Origin of the sequence: Stieleria bergensis, assembly GCA_007745635.1 — a bacterium.
Lineage (GTDB): Bacteria > Planctomycetota > Planctomycetia > Pirellulales > Pirellulaceae > Stieleria > Stieleria bergensis.
On record CP036272.1, the window covers coordinates 1,855,738 to 1,873,914 of the forward strand.

Sequence of the window (18,177 nt, forward strand, 5' to 3'; positions counted from 1 at the left end):
GCTTAGGGTTAGCGCATTGATGAATTCCTTCTGCTCCGTCCGTTTCGCCCGCGAACTGCTATCCAAAAATGGCTGTCACTGGCCAACGACGTCGGCGGTTGCAAGTACACCATGACTCGGAAGAACGTCCCTATGACTGATTACAAACCAGCGTTGTTGGAACTGCTTGGCCAAGAAGCGTTGCAGCGAGGTGAATTTACTCTCGCCAGCGGCAAAAAGGCGTCCTATTACTTGGATTGCCGAAAAATCACGTTGCACCCCAAAGGTGCTAACTTGGTCGCCCAAGGAATGCTTTCAGTCATTCAGGAAGCGGGTGAATTGCCTGCCGCAGTGGGTGGCATGGCGATCGGAGCCGATCCGATCACCGCATCGATCGTGATGCTCGCCGGCCAACAAGATCTGCCATTGAAAGGTTTCATGGTTCGTAAAGAACCCAAAGGCCACGGCATGGGACAGCAGGTTGAAGGCCCCGTCGAGCCCGGCCAGGAAGTTGTCGTTGTTGAAGACGTGATCACCAGTGGTGGCAGTGCATTGAATGCCGTCGATGCCTGTGAAGCCTTTGGGCTCAAAGTGCGTGAAGTGATCGGCATTATCGATCGCCTGGCCGGTGGCAAGGAAGCCTTTGCAGCACGCGGACTGACCTTGAAGACGCTCTGTGACATCACCGACTTTGGGATCGCTCCTGAGTAAGCGCTCCAACAAACGTTGCCGGAAGGACCTTGGAAACGTCATTACATCAACAGCTTAAACTGCACTACGCCGGTGAAGCAGCCAACACGGAAGTCGTGATGGGTGACTACCGAATCGATGCAGTGCGTGATGATGAACTGATCGAAGTCCAGTGTGCTTCTTTAAGTGCAATTAATCGCAAGATCGCCAAGCTCGTCAAGGACAATACCGTGCGAGTGGTCAAGCCGGTGACCATTCGTACGCGGATCGCAAAAAAGAAGTCCGCCAAAGCGCAGGTTCATCAGCGCCGCTACAGTCCAAAACGCGGTGATGTGTTGGATGTGTTTGACGATCTCATCTATTTCACGCGGGTCTTTCCACATCGTAATCTGATTCTGGAATTGGTTCTGGTCGATGTGCAGCAAGTGCGTGTGCCGTCTCGCAGACGCCGCAGCTGGCAGAACGACTATTGCGTTGTCGATGTGCAGTTAGAAAAGATCCATCGCTCCATCACGCTTCGTAAGGCCAGCCAATTGTTTGATCTGATTGGATTGAACAAGGATCAAGACTCGTTCACGACCATTGACATTGCCCAGGCAACCGGCCAGCCACGTTGGATGGCACAGAAGATCGCCTACGTTTTGAAACACACCAATGCGATCACGCAGGTGGGGCGGAAAAAACAAGGCATTATCTATCGAGCGGCATAGGTGAGCGATTCTTTGATGCGGCCGTAACAGCGTCCAGCGATGAGACTATACTGTTGTCGTTTCGTCTTGTTTGCTGCCACCTAAAATGAATTGGTTTGACATGCGTTTGAATGCTTGGGGTCGTCCCCTTGTCTTGTTGGTGATGATGTTGGTTCCCGCGTTGGTTTCTGCGACGCCGCCCAATGTGGTGCTGATTCTGATGGATGACATGGGCATCAAGGATCTGTCCGTTGAAGGCAGTACGTTTTATCGGTCGCCGCACATTGACAGCATTGCCAAAGACGGCATGCGGTTCACTCAAGGTTACGCAACATGCTGTGTTTGTAGTCCCTCGCGGGCTAGCATCCAATTAGGAACGTTTCCCGCAAGACATGGTATCACCGATTGGATCGGTGCCGCGGAAGGCATGAATTGGAAACGACCGAATCGAGTTCTGCCGGCCGAGTACGTTCACGCATTGCCTGCAGATCAAGTGACGATCGCAGAGGCATTCAAGGCCGGCGGCTACGGCACCTTCTTTGCCGGCAAGTGGCACTTGGGGGCTGAAGGTTCGTGGCCCAATGATCATGGTTACGACGTTAATAAAGGGGGACACCACCGCGGGAGTCCTCCCGGTGGCTACTTCGCGCCGTTCAAGAATCCAGCCCTCGAGGATGGTCCGGCCGGAGAGTCGTTGCCGATGCGTCTGGCGGAAGAAACAGCAGGCTACATCAAGCAGCATCAAGATAAACCGTTCTTTGCCATGCTGTCCTTCTACAGCGTGCATGGCCCCGTTCAGACGACCAAAGAGTTGTGGCAAAAATACAGAAAGCTTGCTCCGCCAGTTGATGAAGATGCACAACGGTTTCGTGTTGATCGCACCATGCCCGTTCGCCAGATTCAAGACCATCCCATTTATGCTGGCATGGTGGAAACCGTTGACGACGCTGTCGGCGTGGTCTTGCAGGCCTTGAAAGACAACGGTTTGGAAGAGAACACCATTGTCGTCTTCACCAGTGACAACGGTGGTGTTTCTTCTGGCGACGCGTACTGCACCAGTAACCTGCCGTTTCGAGGCGGCAAGGGGCGTCAGTGGGAAGGCGGGATTCGAGAGCCGTTCTACATCAAGTTTCCGGCTCTCGTCGAAGCTGGCTCCCAAAGCGATGTGCCTGTCACTGGCGCAGATCTCTATCCCACATTACTGAATCTATGCGGTTTGCCTTTGCGGCCTCAGCAGCACCTTGACGGCGTTAGTCTGCAAAGTGTCCTCCAGGGAGGCAGCATGGATGAGCGACCTTTGTATTGGCACTATCCGCACTATGGGAACCAAGGCGGGGAGCCCCATGCCATGATTCGTTTGGGCCAGTGGAAACTGATTCATTACTACGAAGACGGTCGTAATGAACTGTATGATCTCAATGCTGATATTGGTGAGCAAAGTGACTTGTCGTTAACTCATCCCGCCACAGCGGACGCTTTATGGGGACAACTAGACCAATGGCTGACTGAGACCAATGCCAGGCGTCCTAAGCCGGATCCTCGTTATAATGCCGAAACCACGCAGCGTTACTACCAAAGTCTACAAACCGCAACCAAGCAACGATTAGAAAAGTTTCACAAGCAGATTTTAGAGCCGAATTGGCAGCCGAGTAAAAATTGGTGGGGTAGTGCTCCGTCTATCGACTAAAATAGTTAGAGACGAAATTGTTCTGGTTTGATGGTGCGTCTGACGAATCTTACGCCTTTAGGTCTAGGGATCAGCAGATCGCGATGCCAGCAGCCAGTGAATCAAGCGATAGCCGATCAGTAACATGTCGGTGACATTCAACCGCTGTGACTGATCAAGAATCGCCAGTTCTTGTTGCAGCGGAGGTTCTAAACCGATGTCACCCACGCCAACTCCCAACCCTGAAGACTCTGATCCAGAGCGGAATCAAACGCCCCAGGATGGTTTTCAGGAATCTGCCAGCAGTGATTCGGCCAGCAGTGATTCGGCCTCGATGAGTGCTGATGAATCGGCGATTGACCGTTTCTTTCGTGGCATCAACGAGTTTATCTTTCACACTAAACTCGGCGTCGTCGATGTCCAGTTAGTGGATTACGTCAGCGATCTGATGATGCGATTCGTGCGAGTGGATTCCTTGTATTCGCTTCGACGCAACGATGGAATGCGAACGAAGCACCTGCTGGAAATGATCGGTGAAGCGGAGCGCCGAATCGGACTTGCCAAGCGGGAAGTCTATCAACACGTCGGCGACTTTGCCTTGTTTTGGTCTGGAATGTATCCTGAGAGTTTAGGGCGTGATGAAGTGGCCCCTAAACTTGATGGCCGATTCATCGATTACTGTCAGCAAGGCAAACGCGCTTATGCAATCGCCTCGGGAATCGAAGGCGGAGAGGGACGCCCATCGTGTGATCTAATCCATCGGATGAGCGAACAGTTTGAGATGTGCGCTTATGGGCTGCGCGAAGTGCGACGATACTGGGAAGAAGGCGATCAAGGCACCAACACCTTGGTTTTCTAAACCCGTCGAAGCGGCTGCGACTGTGGCCGCTTGCCGGTGTTGGGGTTTGAGGTTTGTTTGGTGAAGCCAGGTTCGCAGACGAGGCCACTATCCAAAGCGACCGTGCAGGTACCACTGGCCCGTTTTCAGGTCCGTGAAGATCCACCAGAGGTTGCCCGAATCGGTTTGCACGCGATAGTAATCGCGACGCACCGAGGGGCCGTCCCACCAAGCGGTCTCGATGCGTTCGGGGCCCCAAAAGACTTTCACAAGGTGATCCTGCCCTTGGTAACGGATGGTGGGAGACGACTGTTGGTCTTGCTCGCGGCGCAGGCATTCGATCGGCACCGGGCGACGCAGAAGTTGCACCGGGCGACGGCGAGCATCATGTCGTGTTGGAAACGATGATCGCTCCGTTGCCCCGCCCTGCTCTTTTCGGACACTGATTTTCTTGGCATGACCGGGCAGCTTGTTCACTAATTTGCGTGATCGATAGTCTGTTAGCGGATAAGTCCGATAAGCCTTTTCCGGTAACGGGTTGGAATTCACTCGGACAACTTGCACGGCTTGATAACCCAGGCGACCGCTAAGCGTGTTGACCAATTGAGCTAATGACTGGTCCCCCGCGCTTGCAGCGTCCATGGAGAAACCGTCGTCGTCAAACAGCATTGGCTGCGAAGCACGCAGTGGCTCGCTCTGCAAGATGCTCAATGCGATCTTGCAAACGCATGCACGCAGGTTGATTGATTCCAAGTTTGCCTGAATCAGCTCCATCAGGTGTTCGCGTTGCCGAGTCGGTGAGTACAGGCCAATGACCGCGGTCAGCGGCGCTGCATCGATCAGTTGCAGTCGGTACACCAAACGCAACACGCCTTGGCCGGCTGTTTTCATCGCCGCCAAAACTTGGTCCAGTAACTGCTGCATGCGATTGCAGATCAATTCCAAATCGTCGGTGGCGTACTCCAATTCGGTTTTAGCTGAGAACTGAATCGGTTGTTGGAAAGCGGTGAGCGGTGATTCGACTTCGCCTTGAATCTCGGCCATGCGATCAACCAAGGCTTCCCCGAGTCGTTGTGCGAGTCCACCGCGCGGCAAATTCCACAACTGTCCCAGTGTCTCGATTCCCAGCCGTGACAAGGTCGTGTGTGTTTCTGTGGCAATGCGTAAGCTGGCAACGGGGAGCCGACTGAGTTCCGCAGTTTGATCCGTTGAAATCAAACAATCGCTGCTGTGGTAATGAGTCAACGCCCAGGCGGCTGCTGAGTTCGAGGCGATGGCGAGACGAGCCTGATAGCCTTCGCGATGCAGCATGCGTTTGACGTGTTCAAGCAAACCCGGTTCATCATCAAACAGATGAGTCACTCCATCGAGCTGGCAAAATAGTGATTCCGGTTCACACAGGGATTCGCCTGCCCATGGTCTGCGATCGCGCGCTTCAATGCCAACCAACGGGCTCACCTGAGTGACCAGTAACGTGGCCAGACGTTCGAGCTCTGCCAAATCAGCAATGGGGTCATGCTCAGCAAGAATCGGTGCTGCGTTTGGTCTCTCCGAACTGCGTTGACGTGCCCGATGGTTCAGCAGGTCAACTGCTTCCGCGATCGGCATCCCCGGACGAACGGCTGATTGAACCGCTCGCTGGCAGCAAGCGATCACCAAACGACCCCTGCGAGCGTCTTGATGCCAAATCACCCATGGCGATGGCGGCAGTGACTGCGCTGCGTCTGCTTGTTCGCCGGTGGAGAGATTGCTTTCAGCTGGCCGAGCGTTGACCAGGTTTTGGCGAGACTCGTTTTGAAACCTTTGGATTGGCCAATTGGGCAGCCAGATGCACAGTAGACGTTTCATGGCGCCGAGTGTTGAGAGTGCGAACGAAACGCAAGTTGGCAGTGGCGTCGATTTGAAAGAGCCCCGTTTGTCCGGCTGCACCACCACGAGCACGATCCATGGTCAGACGAATGGTTTCAAAATCAAACACACGTGTTGGAGCGGGGGGCTGAACAGGTGGGCGTGAATTCGTGCGATCAGCAGAGTGTGATTGTGTTTGCGGAGATCGTGGTTCCGAAGCAACGTAAAACTGAGCGTCTGCAAAGCTAGGCTGACGGCGAGCCTTAAAGTCACGCACAAACAGTCCAGGAGTATGGCCGGTTTCAGCGGCCAGTTGTAAGCGGCGAGCTTCTTGGCTGTCCAGTCGCATCGGCAGGTTGGCCCAAACCGCTGCCAAGGCGCCGCTTCGCAACCCCTGAGCGATGCTCCATAACGCATCACGGCTATTGCGAGGACGCACCAAAATCATGCGCTCAGCAGGAATCCCCAACGCAAGTGCTGCAGGCGGGTAAAAGACGCCTTGGCAATCAACAATCATGATCGGGCGCCGCGAGACTTTGTTCAGACGCTTGGAGGCGGCGATCAATGAAAGTGTGTCAGTGGCCACGCTTTGTTGAGCGGCAATCCATTCAGTGATTGCCGCTGGATGCAGGCCACCATTGGGAAGCCACTGATCGATCGTTTCTGAGCCGCTGGAAAACACTTCGCTATGGCTTGAACCCGATTCCAACATTCTCGGTTGACTGATGCAGCCCACTTGGCGACGTAAGGAATCGAGGACCGATTCTGGTGCGGGCTGTGTGGCAGGCTTGGTTGGGGCTGCCTGCAAGGTTAACGGCGCCGGTGTGGCAAACGCTTCCTGGTGAGTCCGTGCTGAGCGAAAGGTTTGGGTGATCGTCTGAGTCGACTTGGAACGACTTGGTTTGCCTGTGCGTTTTGCTGACCCACCAGCATTCTGTGCCAACGCAGCATTCTGTGTTTGCCCAGCAGCATTCATGGAGGGTGAGTCCATGAAATCAAAAAGGGGTTGCTGTTGCGTCATGGTTGAAATGGAAAACAAGTAGGCAGGTGCGTTTGCACGGACCCTAAAAGAAAGCCAAGCCAAGTGATGATCAGGCAGTCGGTCTCATGGACGCGCCCGGTTGTTATTTTGGGTGTAGGGGGGCCAGCACGGGTGTTTCCGGCGTGGTCGTTCAGGGTGCTATCCTGGTTCTGCCGACGAAGTCGCTGCCGGTGAGCGTGTTCAACCGCGCGCGAAATTCACGTCTTCAACCGCGCGTGAAATTCTCGGGGCGATTGCCTGGGAGCACCTTCCATACATCTTAATGCTAGCAAAAAAAGAAGTGGGTTTCTTCCATCCAATGGGTAAAGGTTCAGTCGGCTACCCTTGGTTGGCCCATGACAGGTGGACGTTTTTTTCCGAAAGTACTGGTTGTAAGGCCTTCTGGGGATCGTGAGACGGCTGCTTGCGGTGCCCCAATCAGCAGCTGAAGATGCCGCTTAGCAGCTGGAGGCCAATTGAGCACTGCTTTGGGCGGCATCGCGTTCTGCGGCTCGTCGCTGACGCTCTTTGGTGAACACGCCTTCAGCCAGAGCGGCGGCGCGTTCGGCAGCAGCGATGGCTTTGCGAGCGGCTTGTTCCTCGCGCCGTTTGGCCGCCACTTGGTAACGCAAGATGACTAGGCGAGCCAAATCGCCCATGCGATAGACGCCGTCTTCGTCGCGCTGGGGCTGCAATGCATCGGCTTCGGTAGGTTCCGCTGGAAGCTCGTTGATGCCGGGACGGTATTGGGTGCTGGGCGCGGTTTCCGGTGCCATCACAACTGTGGCGGAGCTGTTTGAAGTCGTGAACGCGTCGAAGAGAGAAAGCTGAGTCATGGTTAATCGCCCGTCGAATGGAGGGTTCCAGTCCAGTCTGGTTGGCCCGTGTGTTGTGCGGCCGGTTAGAAAGTGCTGGTGGGGGATGATTTCAAAGCAATCTGTGGCTCAAAGCGGCGTGTTGCCTTGTGTTGGCAGAATCATCGCGACGCGGTTGACACCACTGGTCACGTGGTGAAAGAAACCAAGAAAACCTGGGAATTCAGGCTTGGAACAGCATGATTCAGCGTTGGCGACCCTTAACTGACCGATCCCGGACACTTTGCTAGCCGATTCAGAGCGCTTTGCTGGCCGATCCAGAGTGCTTTGCTGGCCGATCCAGAGTGCTAGCGAATCCTGGCCTTCAAGCAGCCCATCAGGCCAGGTGTGCCGCAGCGAAGAAAGTCCCCGGGAAAGATTGTTTGCCAGGGCCATGCTGGGGACGTCATGGCTGTGCGAACGAGCCAAGATGGAGTAAAATTGAATCTTGACCGCACACCATATTCTCTCTTAGAGGGCATTTCAGAATGGCAACTGCCACCGCAGAACCAATTGATTTCAAGATTTCGCCGGATGATCAGGACGAGCACAGCTTTGTCAGTGTTTGGAACATTGCATCGGCCACCTGCGAGGGCGATCAAGAGAAAACGCGAGCGCTGGCTTCCAAGCTGCTCAATTTCCTTTGCAAACGCGACTGCGATTTTGTCGTCTGCAGCTCTTCTGGTGTGGAATACTTGGACGAGAAGTTCGAACTGGACAAAAAGATCCTGTACGATTGGAAGCCGGAAAGCGAGTACGTCGACATCATCACTCAGCACGCTGAAGTGCCGGGCCGAGCGTTCATGTCCTTTCTGACCACTCATAAATTCAATCCATCAACCAAATACAACCCGCGTCGAGCGGACCGCGAACTGTGGTTCCGTGAACGCTGGTGTGTGGGTTGATAGGCTGGTTCAGTTCTGACACCACAGGGCAGTTTCCCGCTTGACGGCGGGAACGTTTCTTGTGATTGCTCTGTCACGCCAGATTAGCACTCACCGTTCGTTCCTCACCCCAAACACGTTCAGGGTGCAGACATGAAGTCACACTTGATGTGTCTTGCTTTGATCGCTGTTGCTTGGGGGTTGGCTCCTGTTGCTTCGGTGGGAGCTTTATGGGCTGAGCCTCCGGTGTCTAAGGAACCCTCTGCAAGCGCGAGCGATGGCAGCTCATCGGCTGACACGGCCGCTGAATCCGATTCCATTCTGGATCGTCTGTACCCCAACGGCATGGGCTGGAAACGAACGCCCCAGCCACTGAGTCATTGGGTCACTCAGTTAGGCAGTGACCGTTACGCCGCCCGCAAACTGGCGCGCACCAAGTTGCTGGCTGCCGGTGCCGACGCGGTGCCGCTGTTGATGAAGCACTTTGCTGGCAGCAACTTAGAAGCTCGCAAGAGCACGATCGAGTTGCTGGGGATGCTGGTCCAGCTTGATACGCCCTGGTCGGAAAGTTCTGCGATGGGGGCATTAAGCGATTTGGCGGACAATCAACATGGCATTGTCGCACAACTCGCCGTCTCGACCAGACGAGCGGCCGTCGATGCCCGATCCGGCGCCGCGTTGAAGTCACTGGTGCTTGATGGGGCTGTCGTGGGTTACCGGGAATCAGCGATTGGATCCCGCACAAAGACTCGCCTAGTGCTTCAAGTCGGAGCTCCATTCCACGGCGGAGAGGAAGGGCTGCGCTGGTTGGCATGGGTCCGAGGCATCGAAGTCCTGGATGTTCAGGACCTGAACTTAAATGTTGCCATGATGAAGCACATTGTGGGAATGCCTGATTGCCAAACTTTGAAGTTGATTGACTGTGAAATCAGTGATGATGCCTTCAAACAGTTGGACTTCATGCGTCCGATGAGCAGTCTGGATCTGCGCTACAAGAAGCTGAATGAAGAGCAATTTGCGTTGCTGGGGCGGTTGCCGCTCCGCGAGTCGCTCGTGCTAATGGGGACGGGTGGTGGCGATGCCGAGCGTGAAACGCTGGAACGTGCGTTGCCCGGCGTGAAGGTCGCGGTTCGCAATGGCGGATTTCTCGGGGTCAGCTGTAGTTCAAGTTCGTTGGACGCGTGCACGGTCAACGAAGTGGTGCTCGATAGCGGTGCTGACCTAGCCGGTGTGCAAAAGTATGACGTGATCGTTCGCATCAACGACCAAAAGATCTCTCGCTTTGACGATCTGCTGGAAGAAATTGGAAAACATCATGTTGGCGATGAAGTCAAAATCAAGCTTCTGCGATCAGGTGTTCCAGTCAACTGTACCGCGACGCTGCAAAAATTGAAGAACTAAGACCGCACGGCCGCGAGTTCCGATGGCTTTGAGGCATGAATTGGGGACTGACCCCGTCTTCTCAGTCGTCGCGTCGCTGGATGCAATCAGCTTGAAGCAATCAGCTTGAAGCAATCAGCTTGAAGCAATCAGCTTGAAGCAATCTGATCGGAGCGGAATGTGAGGAGGCAAAGGGATGCCCAAGAAGAAACCTGCAGCAAGTCACGCGACACCAGAAACATTCGATGCGGAGTCGCTGGATTTCGATGACAATTGGCAACGGTCATCCTGGCGCAGCCGTTTGCGCCAGCGCCTGCTCGCTTGGTTTGACGTGCACGCTCGCAGCATGCCATGGCGAAGTGATCCACAGCCCTACAAGGTTTGGGTCAGTGAGATCATGCTGCAACAAACTCAAGTTGCCACCGTCATGCCGTACTTCCATCGTTGGATGGAAGCTTTTCCCGATATTCAGTCGTTGGCGGCAGCTGACATTGATGAATTGATGCGTCACTGGGAAGGCTTGGGGTACTACCGGCGCGTCAAATCGATGCATGCGGCAGCCCAGCAAATCGTTGATCAGCACGGTGGTCAGTTTCCAGCGGATTATGACTCGGTCTTGGCGTTACCGGGTGTGGGGCGTTACACAGCGGGGGCTGTGCTGTCGATCTCTGGAGACGCTCGGTTGCCCGTTCTAGAGGGCAACACTCAGCGCGTTTACAGTCGTTGGATTGGCTTGCGTCAGACACCCACTGACAAGCAAGCCAACAAGTTGCTTTGGCATTTCGCCGAAACCATGCTGCCTCAAGCGGAGAGCGGCCGTTTCAACCAAGCTGCGATGGAACTGGGTGCTTTGGTTTGCACTCCACGTCAGCCGAAATGCGAGACCTGTCCCGTGCGGTCGGCATGCAGCGCTGCCAAGCACGCGTTGCAGGATGTGATTCCCGGAAAGATTAAACGCTTGGAGTATCAGGATCGCACGGAGTTCGCGCTGATCGTTTCCCGTCCGCCCAAGTCCGTGACGACCGCTGCGAACGGTCAGCAAAAAATCAAGAAACGAGCTGTGTCCCAGACAGGTGCGAACACGCAAACGGGCGAGCAAGAGTTCTTGGTCCGCCCTTTACCTGACGGCGGTCGGTGGGCAGGGCTATGGGATTTCCCTCGACCGACCGATGCTGAAATGGAATCGGTTGATCATGCCGCGCATTGGCTGTCCAAGCAGCTTGAGACTCCTCTGATGGCCGGTGTTCGCCTAGCCACCATTCGGCACGCTGTGACAAAGTATCGCATTTCATTGCATGTGCATCAGGTTCTGTGTCGTGCTGAAGAACAGTCGTCGCGGCAAAGGCTTGCGGACATCAAGCCGCCAGGAATTCTGGCCCTGGATCCTCCTGAGCCGTGGAACTGGAAATCGCTCAAGGAATTGGAAGAGCTTCCGATGAGCGTGTCAGGACGAAAAATTGTCCGTCACTTGCAAACGCAACAGCAGTCGTTTTTGCCGCTTGCGGAATGACGAATCGCCGCGATTCCCGGTGGAATGTTCGCTGCGTTCAGCGAAGCGGCCTCCAGGCGAGCCGTTTGATCGCTGAGTGGACGGTAAGCTTCGGTCAGCGATCGATGCTGGTCATCAGTTTCCAACGGCAGCAGGTTTTTAGGCTGTTAGAACAACGGTGATGATCGCGGTTCAACTCGTACAGACGCAGAACAAGGCAGTCGCCCGTTTTCTCGGCGGCGGTTTGCACCAAAAGCCACGCCAACGTGGATTGAAGCTTGGAGATTGCTTGTCGCAGTCCCCTCAGATCCGATGCACGAGACTTACCGGCAAACTATACTGCTGCGCAGACTGTCTAACCCATCAACTTGATTCCTTTCAGATTTTGAACGCTATGAAGTCAACGTTACGCACCGCACTCTGTGCCGCTCTTTGTTGCACTGCCTCCACGATGGTCTTCGGTGTTGAGCCAGTGATCGAAGTGGAAGCCAAAGACGGCTTGATCGTCTTGGGCCAAGAAGACTCTCTGCTGACCGGTGTTCCCGGCGAGGGGGAGTTGACGTTGGAAGAGGCTGCAAAGTGGTTCAGCGACAGCGGAAACCACGAAACCTTGAAGGTGAAATTGCCCAAGGGGCTTGAAGCGGGGGCCAGTGCCATGCACATTCCCGCCGACAATCCACTGACGCGAGCGAAGGTCGAACTGGGACGCCAGCTTTACTTTGATCCCCGCTTGTCTTCTGACGGCACGATTTCATGTGCTTCGTGCCATGATCCCGCGCAAGGGTACGCTGCCAAGACTCAATTTGGCGTAGGAGTGGATGGTCAGGAAGGCGGCAGAAACTCACCGGTTTCCTATAACCGGATCCTCAGCAAGGCTCAGTTTTGGGACGGCCGCGCCGCCTCGTTGGAAGAGCAAGCAGTGGGACCGATCGCCAACCCAATTGAAATGGGAAACACCCATGAAAAGTGCGTTGCCGATCTCAAAAAGAATCCCGTCTACAGCATGGAGTTCAGCAAAGTCTTCCCCGACGGAGTCACGATTGACAACGTTGGCAAAGCCATCGCCGCCTTTGAACGCATGTTGGTGACAGGTCCCATGCCTTATGACCATCTAGAGGCCCTGGAACGTTTCGAGAAGATCTTCGCTGATGACTTAGACTTCTTGGACGAGGATCCAGAATTAAAACAACAGTACGATGCCTTGATCGCGGCGACAAAAGCCAATCCCATGAGCGAATCAGCGAAACGCGGCAAGGTGTTGTTCTTTGGAAAAGCGAACTGCTCTGCCTGCCACTCGGGAGCCAATTTCGCTGACGAGCAGTATCACAATCTCGGTGTGGGGATGGAAGTTGACGAACCCGATTTTGGACGTCATGAAGTATCCAGTGACACCAAAGACAAAGGAGCGTTTAAGACGCCAACGCTTCGGAACGTTGTCCTGTCTCCCCCGTACATGCACGACGGATCTCAAGGGACTTTAGAAGAGGTGGTCAAGTGGTACAACAAGGGCGGTCACAAGAACCCGCATTTAAGTGACAAAATGAAGGTACTTAACCTGACCGAGCAAGAAGAAGCCGACGTGGTGGCGTTCATGAAAGAAGGGCTATTGGGGACATTCCCAAAAGTCGAAACGGATCGTCTACCCGAGTAAGCGTTGGACTGTGGCGTCCCGCTGCGATTAAGAAAAATGCTTAAGCGGCTCGAGTCGCTTAAGCTTTTTTCGTTTTTATGAGGGACAGTTTCCGCTTCAGCGGGTCTCACACGCTAAATGTGTACTGTTCTCCGTCGTAGTCGACCTTAATGGTGCTTCCCTCGGGAAACTCGCTCTTCAGCAGGGCCGTTGCCAACTGGTTTTGCAACTCACGCTGGATCACCCGTTTCAGCGGCCTGGCACCGTAGGTTGGGTCGTATCCTGCGCTGGCGATTTGGTCGATCGCAGCATCAGAGATCTGAAGCTGGAATCCATTCTCATGGAGTCGGGTTCCCAGTTCCTTGAGTTGCAAGGCAACAATCTTGTGGATCTGCTTTTGATCCAACGGTTGGAAGATGACCGTGTCATCGATCCGGTTCAGGAATTCGGGTAGGAACCTTTCTCGCAAAGCCAGTTGCACGGCGTCGTGCATCTGTTCGGCATCGCCGCCCTCGCTGGCAATCCGTTGGATTTCCTGGCTGCCCGCGTTGCTGGTCATCACGATCACGGTGTTGGTGAAATTAACGGTTCGTCCTTGGCCATCGGTTAATCGTCCGTCATCCAGGACTTGCAGCAAAATGTTGAACACATCCGGGTGAGCCTTTTCGATTTCATCCAACAGGATCACGCTATACGGTCGTCGTCGCACGGCTTCAGTCAGCTTGCCACCTTCCTCATAGCCGACGTATCCGGGGGGCGCCCCAATCATTCTGGCAACGCTATGGCGTTCCATGAACTCTGACATGTCGATTCGCACCATGGCGGATTCGTCGTCGAACATGATCTCTGCCAAAGCCTTGCAGAGCTCTGTTTTACCGACCCCGGTTGGCCCCAGAAACAGGAAGGATCCAATCGGACGATTGGGGTCAGACAGTCCGCTACGGCTACGACGCACGGCGTCAGAGACCGCTTGAACCGCTTGGTTTTGTCCAACGACACGTTGATGCAGCCGCTCTTCCATGACCAGCAGTTTCGCTCGTTCGGTTTCCATCATGCGGCTGACGGGAATGCCGGTCCAGGACGAAACGACTTCAGCGATTTCTTCTTCAGTAACCTCTCGCCTGAGCAGCCGGCGTTGCCCGGTCGGCCCGTGGTCTGCTGCAGAGGCGTTTGCATCTCGTTTTTCTTGTTCTTCCAATTTGCGTTGCAATTCAGACTGCCGTGTCTGGACCTCCAGCATCTCCCGATACAGTTCTTCGGGGTTCTCGCCACGCAGTTGAGTTTTCTTGGCTTCGGCATCAAGGGATGTGAACCGATGGGCAAGCGCGTCGACTTCCTGGCGGATTGATTGTCCGTCGTCCAAGCCAACTTTTTCGCTTTCCCATTGCTCACGCAAATCGGCTAGCTCCTTGCCCAGTTGTTCCATCTCGGCTTGGATCTCTTCTCGCCGCAAGACAATGGTGGCATCGTCACCGCTTTCGTCATCCAGTTGGCGGAGAGCCAGTTCCAGTTGACGCAGGCGTCGCTGAATACGATCGATCGGTTCGGGGACGCTCTGCTTTTCCATTGCCAGGCGGCTGGTTGCTTCGTCGACCAAGTCAATGGCCTTGTCTGGCAAGAAACGATCGGTGATGTAGCGGTCTGCCAATGTTGCTGCGGCGACAAGAGCACTGTCGGTGATGCGGACGCCGTGGTGAGACTCATAGCGAGTCTTCAAGCCACGTAGAATTGCGATTGAATCGTCGACGTTTGGCTCTTCCACATAGACCGGTTGAAAGCGTCGTTCTAGCGCGGCGTCTTTTTCGATGTGCTGCCGGTATTCGTCCAGTGTCGTTGCACCCACGCAGCGAAGTGCACCACGAGCCAATTCGGGTTTCAGCAAGTTGGCTGCATCGGGCGAGCCCTCTGCCTTTCCGGCGCCCACAACGAGGTGCAGTTCATCGATGAACAGAATCACCTGTCCATCGGAGTCTTTGACCTCGCGCAGCACAGCCTTTAGACGCTCTTCAAAGTCGCCACGGAATTTCGCACCGGCAACCAAGGCGCCCATGTCCAACGAGATCACACGTTTGTTTTTCAGGCTCGTTGGCACGTCGGCTTCGAAAATCCGCAGCGCTAAACCTTCGGCGATTGCAGTTTTCCCGACACCGGGCTGGCCGATCAGAACGGGGTTATTCTTGGTACGTCGCGAAAGGACTTGGATCACACGACGGATTTCGTTGTCGCGACCAATCACTGGATCCAGTTTGCCACTGGCAGCCAGTTGGGTCAGGTCGACACCGTACTTTTCAAGAGCTTGATAGGTGTCTTCTGCGTTTTGGTCCGTCACCCGCGCACTGCCACGAATTTCACTGGCCGCTTTCAAGACGTCATCTGAATTGATGCCGCAGAGTCCCAGCAAGCTTTGGGCTTTTGTCTTGGCTTTGGCTAAGCCCAGCAGTAGATGTTCCGTACTGACGTATTCGTCCTTGAGGGATTCGGCTGCTGTGGCGGCTTCATTGAATGCTTCTTGTAACTCACCAGCGATGCCTGCTTGTCTGCCGCCGGACACGCTGGGAACCTTTTCGAGTTCACTTGCGACGAGTGAACGCAATTGGTTCTGATCGGAGTTCATCTTGCTTAGCAATGCAGGAGTGATTCCATCGGATTCATCCAGCATGGCTGACAGCAAGTGCAGCGATGTGATTTCGGGATTCCCAGCTGATGCAGCGCGTCCTTGAGCTTCCGCAACTAACGCTTGGGCTTTGTTGGTCAACTTATCGAATCGAAATGTCATCTGATTGGTTCTCTGCGAGTCACACGAGGTGTTTGGTTTTCAAGAGAGTCCATTTTGGCATCATTGCCATGGTACGTGATGGTTTTGCAAACGTTGTGCCGAACAGAGTGGAACGACCTAAAATTGCCACCGGTTCAACAGGGAATCAAGAGGGAATCAGCAGGTTGATCGTTGGCGGACGTTTGGGGCTTGAGGTTGCGGCAAGGCATGAAAAAAGACGGGTAGAAAACTACCCGTCTTTGGCAAAATTGATTGATCAGTTGAGAGATGACAGAATCAATTTTTGACTTCGAAGTCAGCGTCGATGGCATCGTCGTCATCGTTGCTTTCCGGTGCAGCAGCGGCTGGGCCATCTGCTGCCGCAGCGTCGGGACCGCCTTCAGCGGCGGTCTTTTCGTACAGCACTTTGCTGAACGCCTGAGCCGCAGCTTCTAGCTCGCTGGTCGCTTGCTTGATTGCTTCGGTATCGTCGGTGCCGGTGGCTGCCTTGACTTTCTCGATGGCTTTTTCCATTGGAGCTTTATCGTCATCGGTCAGCTTGTCGGCATGCTCGGTCATTTCCTTTTCCAATTGGTGGACTTGCTGACTGGCTTTGTTGCGAGCCTCAGCGAGTTCAAATTGGCGGCGATCCTCTTCGGCGTTGGTTTCCGCATCGCGGCGCATCTTTTCGATGTCATCATCGCTTAGTGCACCGGCTTCCTTGATTTGGACCGAAGCCTCTTTTCCAGTGGTCAGTTCCTTTGCCGAAACGCTCAGGATACCGTTTTGGTCGATGTCAAATTTGACTTCGATCTGAGGCACCCCACGAGGTTGCGGTGGCAGTCCTTCCAGGTTGAATTCGCCCAGCAAACGGTTGCTGGATGCCATTTTCCGTTCCCCTTGGAAGACGCGAACGGTGACCGCTGATTGGTTGTCAGCTGCTGTACTGAAGACGTTCTTCTTTTCGGCTGGAACGGTGGTGTTCCGTTCAACCAGTGCGGTCATGACGCCACCTTCGGTTTCAATCCCCAAGGTCAATGGCGTCACGTCTAGCAATAACACGTCGGTACGATCACCGGCCAGGACGCTGCCTTGAATGGCGGCACCAATGGCAACCACTTCGTCAGGGTTCACACCTTGGTGAGGGTCCTTGCCAAAGATCCCTTTGACCAGCTCGCGAACTTTAGGAACGCGAGTACTGCCGCCGACCAAGACGATTTCGTCAATGTCGCTGGGGCTAAAGCCGGCATCCTTCAACGCCTGCATCACAGGAGTCTTACAGCGTTCGACCAAGGAGTCGATCAGTTCTTCGAACTTGCTGCGAGTGATCTTCATGGTCAAGTGCTTCGGGCCACTTTGGTCCATGGTGATAAACGGCAAGTTGATGTCGGTCTCTGGCAAGGTCGACAGTTCTTTCTTGGCCTTTTCACAAGCTTCTTGCAGACGCTGAAGAGCCATTGGATCGTTTCGCAAATCGATCGCGTTCTCTTTCTTGAATTCGTCGGCCACGTAGTTGATCAAAGCTTCGTCAAAGTCATCGCCACCAAGGTGTGTGTCACCCATGGTGCTGATCACTTGGAAGACGCGGCTCTCCTGTTCTTCATCACCACTGTCGGCGACTTCTAGAACAGAGACGTCAAACGTTCCACCACCAAGGTCAAACACGATGACCTTTTCGTCTTTCTGCTTGTCCAGGCCATAGGCCAACGCAGCCGCCGTGGGTTCGTTGATGATCCGAGCCACTTCCAAACCGGCAATCTGACCAGCGTCTTTGGTGGCTTGACGCTGTGCGTCGTTGAAGTAAGCAGGGACAGTGATCACTGCCTTGTTTACTTTGTGACCCAGGTAGGATTCAGCGGACTCTTTGAGTTTACGCAGAATCTTTGCTGAGATTTCCTGAGGTGTATGTTCTTCGTCACCAACAGCAATCTTGACGTATTCGTTGGCCTCGCCGGTGACACCGTAGGGAACCATCTTCTCTTCTGATTCCACTTCGTGGTGACGGCGACCCATGAAACGTTTGGCCGAGTAAACGGTTCGCTTCGGGTTGGTGACCGCTTGGCGGCGTGCGGGTTCGCCGACGATGGTGTCTTCCTTGTCGGTGAATGCAACGACGCTGGGCGTCAAACGATTGCCTTCGGGGTTAGGAATCACCTTGGCTTCGCTGCCTTCCATCACAGCGACGACGCTGTTGGTCGTGCCCAAGTCAATCCCAATGATTTTTTCACCTTGTGCCATGATTCATATTCTCCGTGATTGGTTTCGGATGCTTCTGTGTGGGTATAGCTTTGATTTATCAAGTTGTCAGTGATTGCCCTGCGAATTGCACGGCAACGTTTTTCCCAACAACCCTTTCAAACCGGCCTGAAGTGAATGGCAACCGACTGCATGGGTCAGTGCACCACACATCAGGCGGTGGTTGTTCGGTCCTGAGATGCCTGTGAAAAGCAATCG

General features: G+C 54.4%; 16 protein-coding genes. 9 read left to right on the forward strand and 7 right to left on the reverse strand.

The genetic code is table 11. The annotated features are described in order from the left end of the window. Positions 1–132 precede the first annotated feature (132 nt). The 3 genes from pyrE to SV7mr_RS06275 all read left to right on the forward strand — a co-directional run bounded on the left by pyrE (position 133) and on the right by SV7mr_RS06275 (position 3,045). Positions 133–690 carry an orotate phosphoribosyltransferase gene (gene pyrE / locus SV7mr_RS06265; RefSeq protein WP_145270222.1) on the forward strand — a complete coding sequence of 186 codons (558 nt, stop codon included), beginning with the start codon at positions 133–135 and terminating at the stop codon, positions 688–690. Between the two features lie 29 nt (positions 691–719). Next, the gene (locus SV7mr_RS06270; RefSeq protein WP_145270225.1) at positions 720–1,379 is read left to right on the forward strand and encodes a DUF8091 domain-containing protein; all 660 of its coding nucleotides are present in this window, start codon (positions 720–722) and stop codon (positions 1,377–1,379) included. Positions 1,380–1,464: 85 nt separating this feature from the next. After that, on the forward strand, positions 1,465–3,045 hold the full coding sequence (locus SV7mr_RS06275; protein ID WP_145270227.1) for a sulfatase: 1,581 nt from the start codon (positions 1,465–1,467) through the stop codon (positions 3,043–3,045). Between the two features lie 63 nt (positions 3,046–3,108). On the opposite strand, the gene SV7mr_RS25130 is transcribed toward SV7mr_RS06275, so the two are convergent. Further along, on the reverse strand, positions 3,109–3,252 hold the full coding sequence (locus tag SV7mr_RS25130; protein WP_419188166.1) for a hypothetical protein: 144 nt from the start codon (positions 3,250–3,252) through the stop codon (positions 3,109–3,111). Here SV7mr_RS25130 and SV7mr_RS06280 point away from each other — a divergent pair. Further along, positions 3,242–3,883, forward strand: coding sequence for a hypothetical protein (locus tag SV7mr_RS06280; RefSeq protein WP_419188167.1), 642 nt, complete (start codon positions 3,242–3,244; stop codon positions 3,881–3,883). The two genes, SV7mr_RS25130 and SV7mr_RS06280, sit on opposite strands and share 11 nt — an antisense overlap. An 87-nt stretch (positions 3,884–3,970) precedes the next feature. Here the strand turns inward: SV7mr_RS06280 and SV7mr_RS06285 are convergent, their stop codons facing one another. The 4 genes from SV7mr_RS06285 to SV7mr_RS06300 all read right to left on the reverse strand — a co-directional run bounded on the left by SV7mr_RS06285 (position 3,971) and on the right by SV7mr_RS06300 (position 8,014). Next, positions 3,971–5,710: a Y-family DNA polymerase gene (locus SV7mr_RS06285; protein WP_145270251.1), complete on the reverse strand. Its 1,740-nt coding sequence runs from the start codon at positions 5,708–5,710 to the stop codon at positions 3,971–3,973. After that, entirely contained in the window at positions 5,616–6,701 is a 1,086-nt protein-coding gene (locus SV7mr_RS06290; RefSeq protein ID WP_419188168.1) for an ImuA family protein, read from the reverse strand. The genes SV7mr_RS06285 and SV7mr_RS06290 overlap by 95 nt, the downstream gene beginning before the upstream one ends. 488 nt (positions 6,702–7,189) lie before the next feature. Beyond that, positions 7,190–7,567, reverse strand: a complete 378-nt coding sequence (locus tag SV7mr_RS06295; RefSeq protein WP_145270255.1) for a hypothetical protein — start codon at positions 7,565–7,567, stop codon at positions 7,190–7,192. Positions 7,568–7,675: 108 nt separating this feature from the next. Next, entirely contained in the window at positions 7,676–8,014 is a 339-nt protein-coding gene (locus SV7mr_RS06300) for a hypothetical protein (RefSeq protein WP_419188169.1), read from the reverse strand. Positions 8,015–8,073: 59 nt separating this feature from the next. Here SV7mr_RS06300 and SV7mr_RS06305 point away from each other — a divergent pair, with 59 nt between their 5' ends. The 4 genes from SV7mr_RS06305 (at position 8,074) to SV7mr_RS06320 (ending at position 12,989) form a co-directional block, all read left to right on the forward strand. Continuing rightward, entirely contained in the window at positions 8,074–8,490 is a 417-nt protein-coding gene (locus SV7mr_RS06305; RefSeq protein WP_145270259.1) for a hypothetical protein, read from the forward strand. Positions 8,491–8,715: 225 nt separating this feature from the next. Beyond that, positions 8,716–9,870, forward strand: a complete 1,155-nt coding sequence (locus SV7mr_RS06310; protein ID WP_419188170.1) for a PDZ domain-containing protein — start codon at positions 8,716–8,718, stop codon at positions 9,868–9,870. Positions 9,871–10,045: 175 nt separating this feature from the next. After that, complete coding sequence (gene mutY, locus SV7mr_RS06315) at positions 10,046–11,359, forward strand: A/G-specific adenine glycosylase (RefSeq protein WP_419188171.1); 1,314 nt, start codon at positions 10,046–10,048, stop codon at positions 11,357–11,359. Positions 11,360–11,732: 373 nt separating this feature from the next. Continuing rightward, on the forward strand, positions 11,733–12,989 hold the full coding sequence (locus SV7mr_RS06320) for a cytochrome-c peroxidase (RefSeq protein WP_145270263.1): 1,257 nt from the start codon (positions 11,733–11,735) through the stop codon (positions 12,987–12,989). Positions 12,990–13,095: 106 nt separating this feature from the next. Here SV7mr_RS06320 and clpB read toward each other — a convergent pair whose 3' ends face one another. Further along, positions 13,096–15,744: an ATP-dependent chaperone ClpB gene (gene clpB, locus SV7mr_RS06325; RefSeq protein ID WP_145270264.1), complete on the reverse strand. Its 2,649-nt coding sequence runs from the start codon at positions 15,742–15,744 to the stop codon at positions 13,096–13,098. Between the two features lie 68 nt (positions 15,745–15,812). Between clpB and SV7mr_RS06330 the strand changes: the two genes are divergently transcribed. Continuing rightward, positions 15,813–16,031 (forward strand): hypothetical protein, encoded by a 219-nt coding sequence (locus SV7mr_RS06330; RefSeq protein WP_419188172.1) that lies wholly within the window; start codon positions 15,813–15,815, stop codon positions 16,029–16,031. On the opposite strand, the gene dnaK is transcribed toward SV7mr_RS06330, so the two are convergent. Next, the gene (gene dnaK / locus SV7mr_RS06335; RefSeq protein ID WP_145270268.1) at positions 16,021–17,961 is read right to left on the reverse strand and encodes a molecular chaperone DnaK; all 1,941 of its coding nucleotides are present in this window, start codon (positions 17,959–17,961) and stop codon (positions 16,021–16,023) included. The two genes, SV7mr_RS06330 and dnaK, sit on opposite strands and share 11 nt — an antisense overlap. Between the last annotated feature and the right edge of the window lie 216 nt (positions 17,962–18,177).

Bases quoted from the DNA above. Each gene is read 5' to 3' on its own strand.
- pyrE (WP_145270222.1), top strand. From the start codon at position 133: ATGACTGATTACAAACCAGCGTTGTTGGAACTGCTTGGCCAAGAAGCG.
- SV7mr_RS06275 (WP_145270227.1), top strand. From the start codon at position 1,465: ATGAATTGGTTTGACATGCGTTTGAATGCTTGGGGTCGTCCCCTTGTC.
- SV7mr_RS06280 (WP_419188167.1), top strand. From the start codon at position 3,242: ATGTCACCCACGCCAACTCCCAACCCTGAAGACTCTGATCCAGAGCGG.
- SV7mr_RS06285 (WP_145270251.1), bottom strand. From the start codon at position 5,710: ATGAAACGTCTACTGTGCATCTGGCTGCCCAATTGGCCAATCCAAAGG.
- SV7mr_RS06290 (WP_419188168.1), bottom strand. From the start codon at position 6,701: ATGGACTCACCCTCCATGAATGCTGCTGGGCAAACACAGAATGCTGCG.
- SV7mr_RS06295 (WP_145270255.1), bottom strand. From the start codon at position 7,567: ATGACTCAGCTTTCTCTCTTCGACGCGTTCACGACTTCAAACAGCTCC.
- SV7mr_RS06305 (WP_145270259.1), top strand. From the start codon at position 8,074: ATGGCAACTGCCACCGCAGAACCAATTGATTTCAAGATTTCGCCGGAT.
- mutY (WP_419188171.1), top strand. From the start codon at position 10,046: ATGCCCAAGAAGAAACCTGCAGCAAGTCACGCGACACCAGAAACATTC.
- SV7mr_RS06320 (WP_145270263.1), top strand. From the start codon at position 11,733: ATGAAGTCAACGTTACGCACCGCACTCTGTGCCGCTCTTTGTTGCACT.
- clpB (WP_145270264.1), bottom strand. From the start codon at position 15,744: ATGACATTTCGATTCGATAAGTTGACCAACAAAGCCCAAGCGTTAGTT.
- SV7mr_RS06330 (WP_419188172.1), top strand. From the start codon at position 15,813: ATGGTACGTGATGGTTTTGCAAACGTTGTGCCGAACAGAGTGGAACGA.
- dnaK (WP_145270268.1), bottom strand. From the start codon at position 17,961: ATGGCACAAGGTGAAAAAATCATTGGGATTGACTTGGGCACGACCAAC.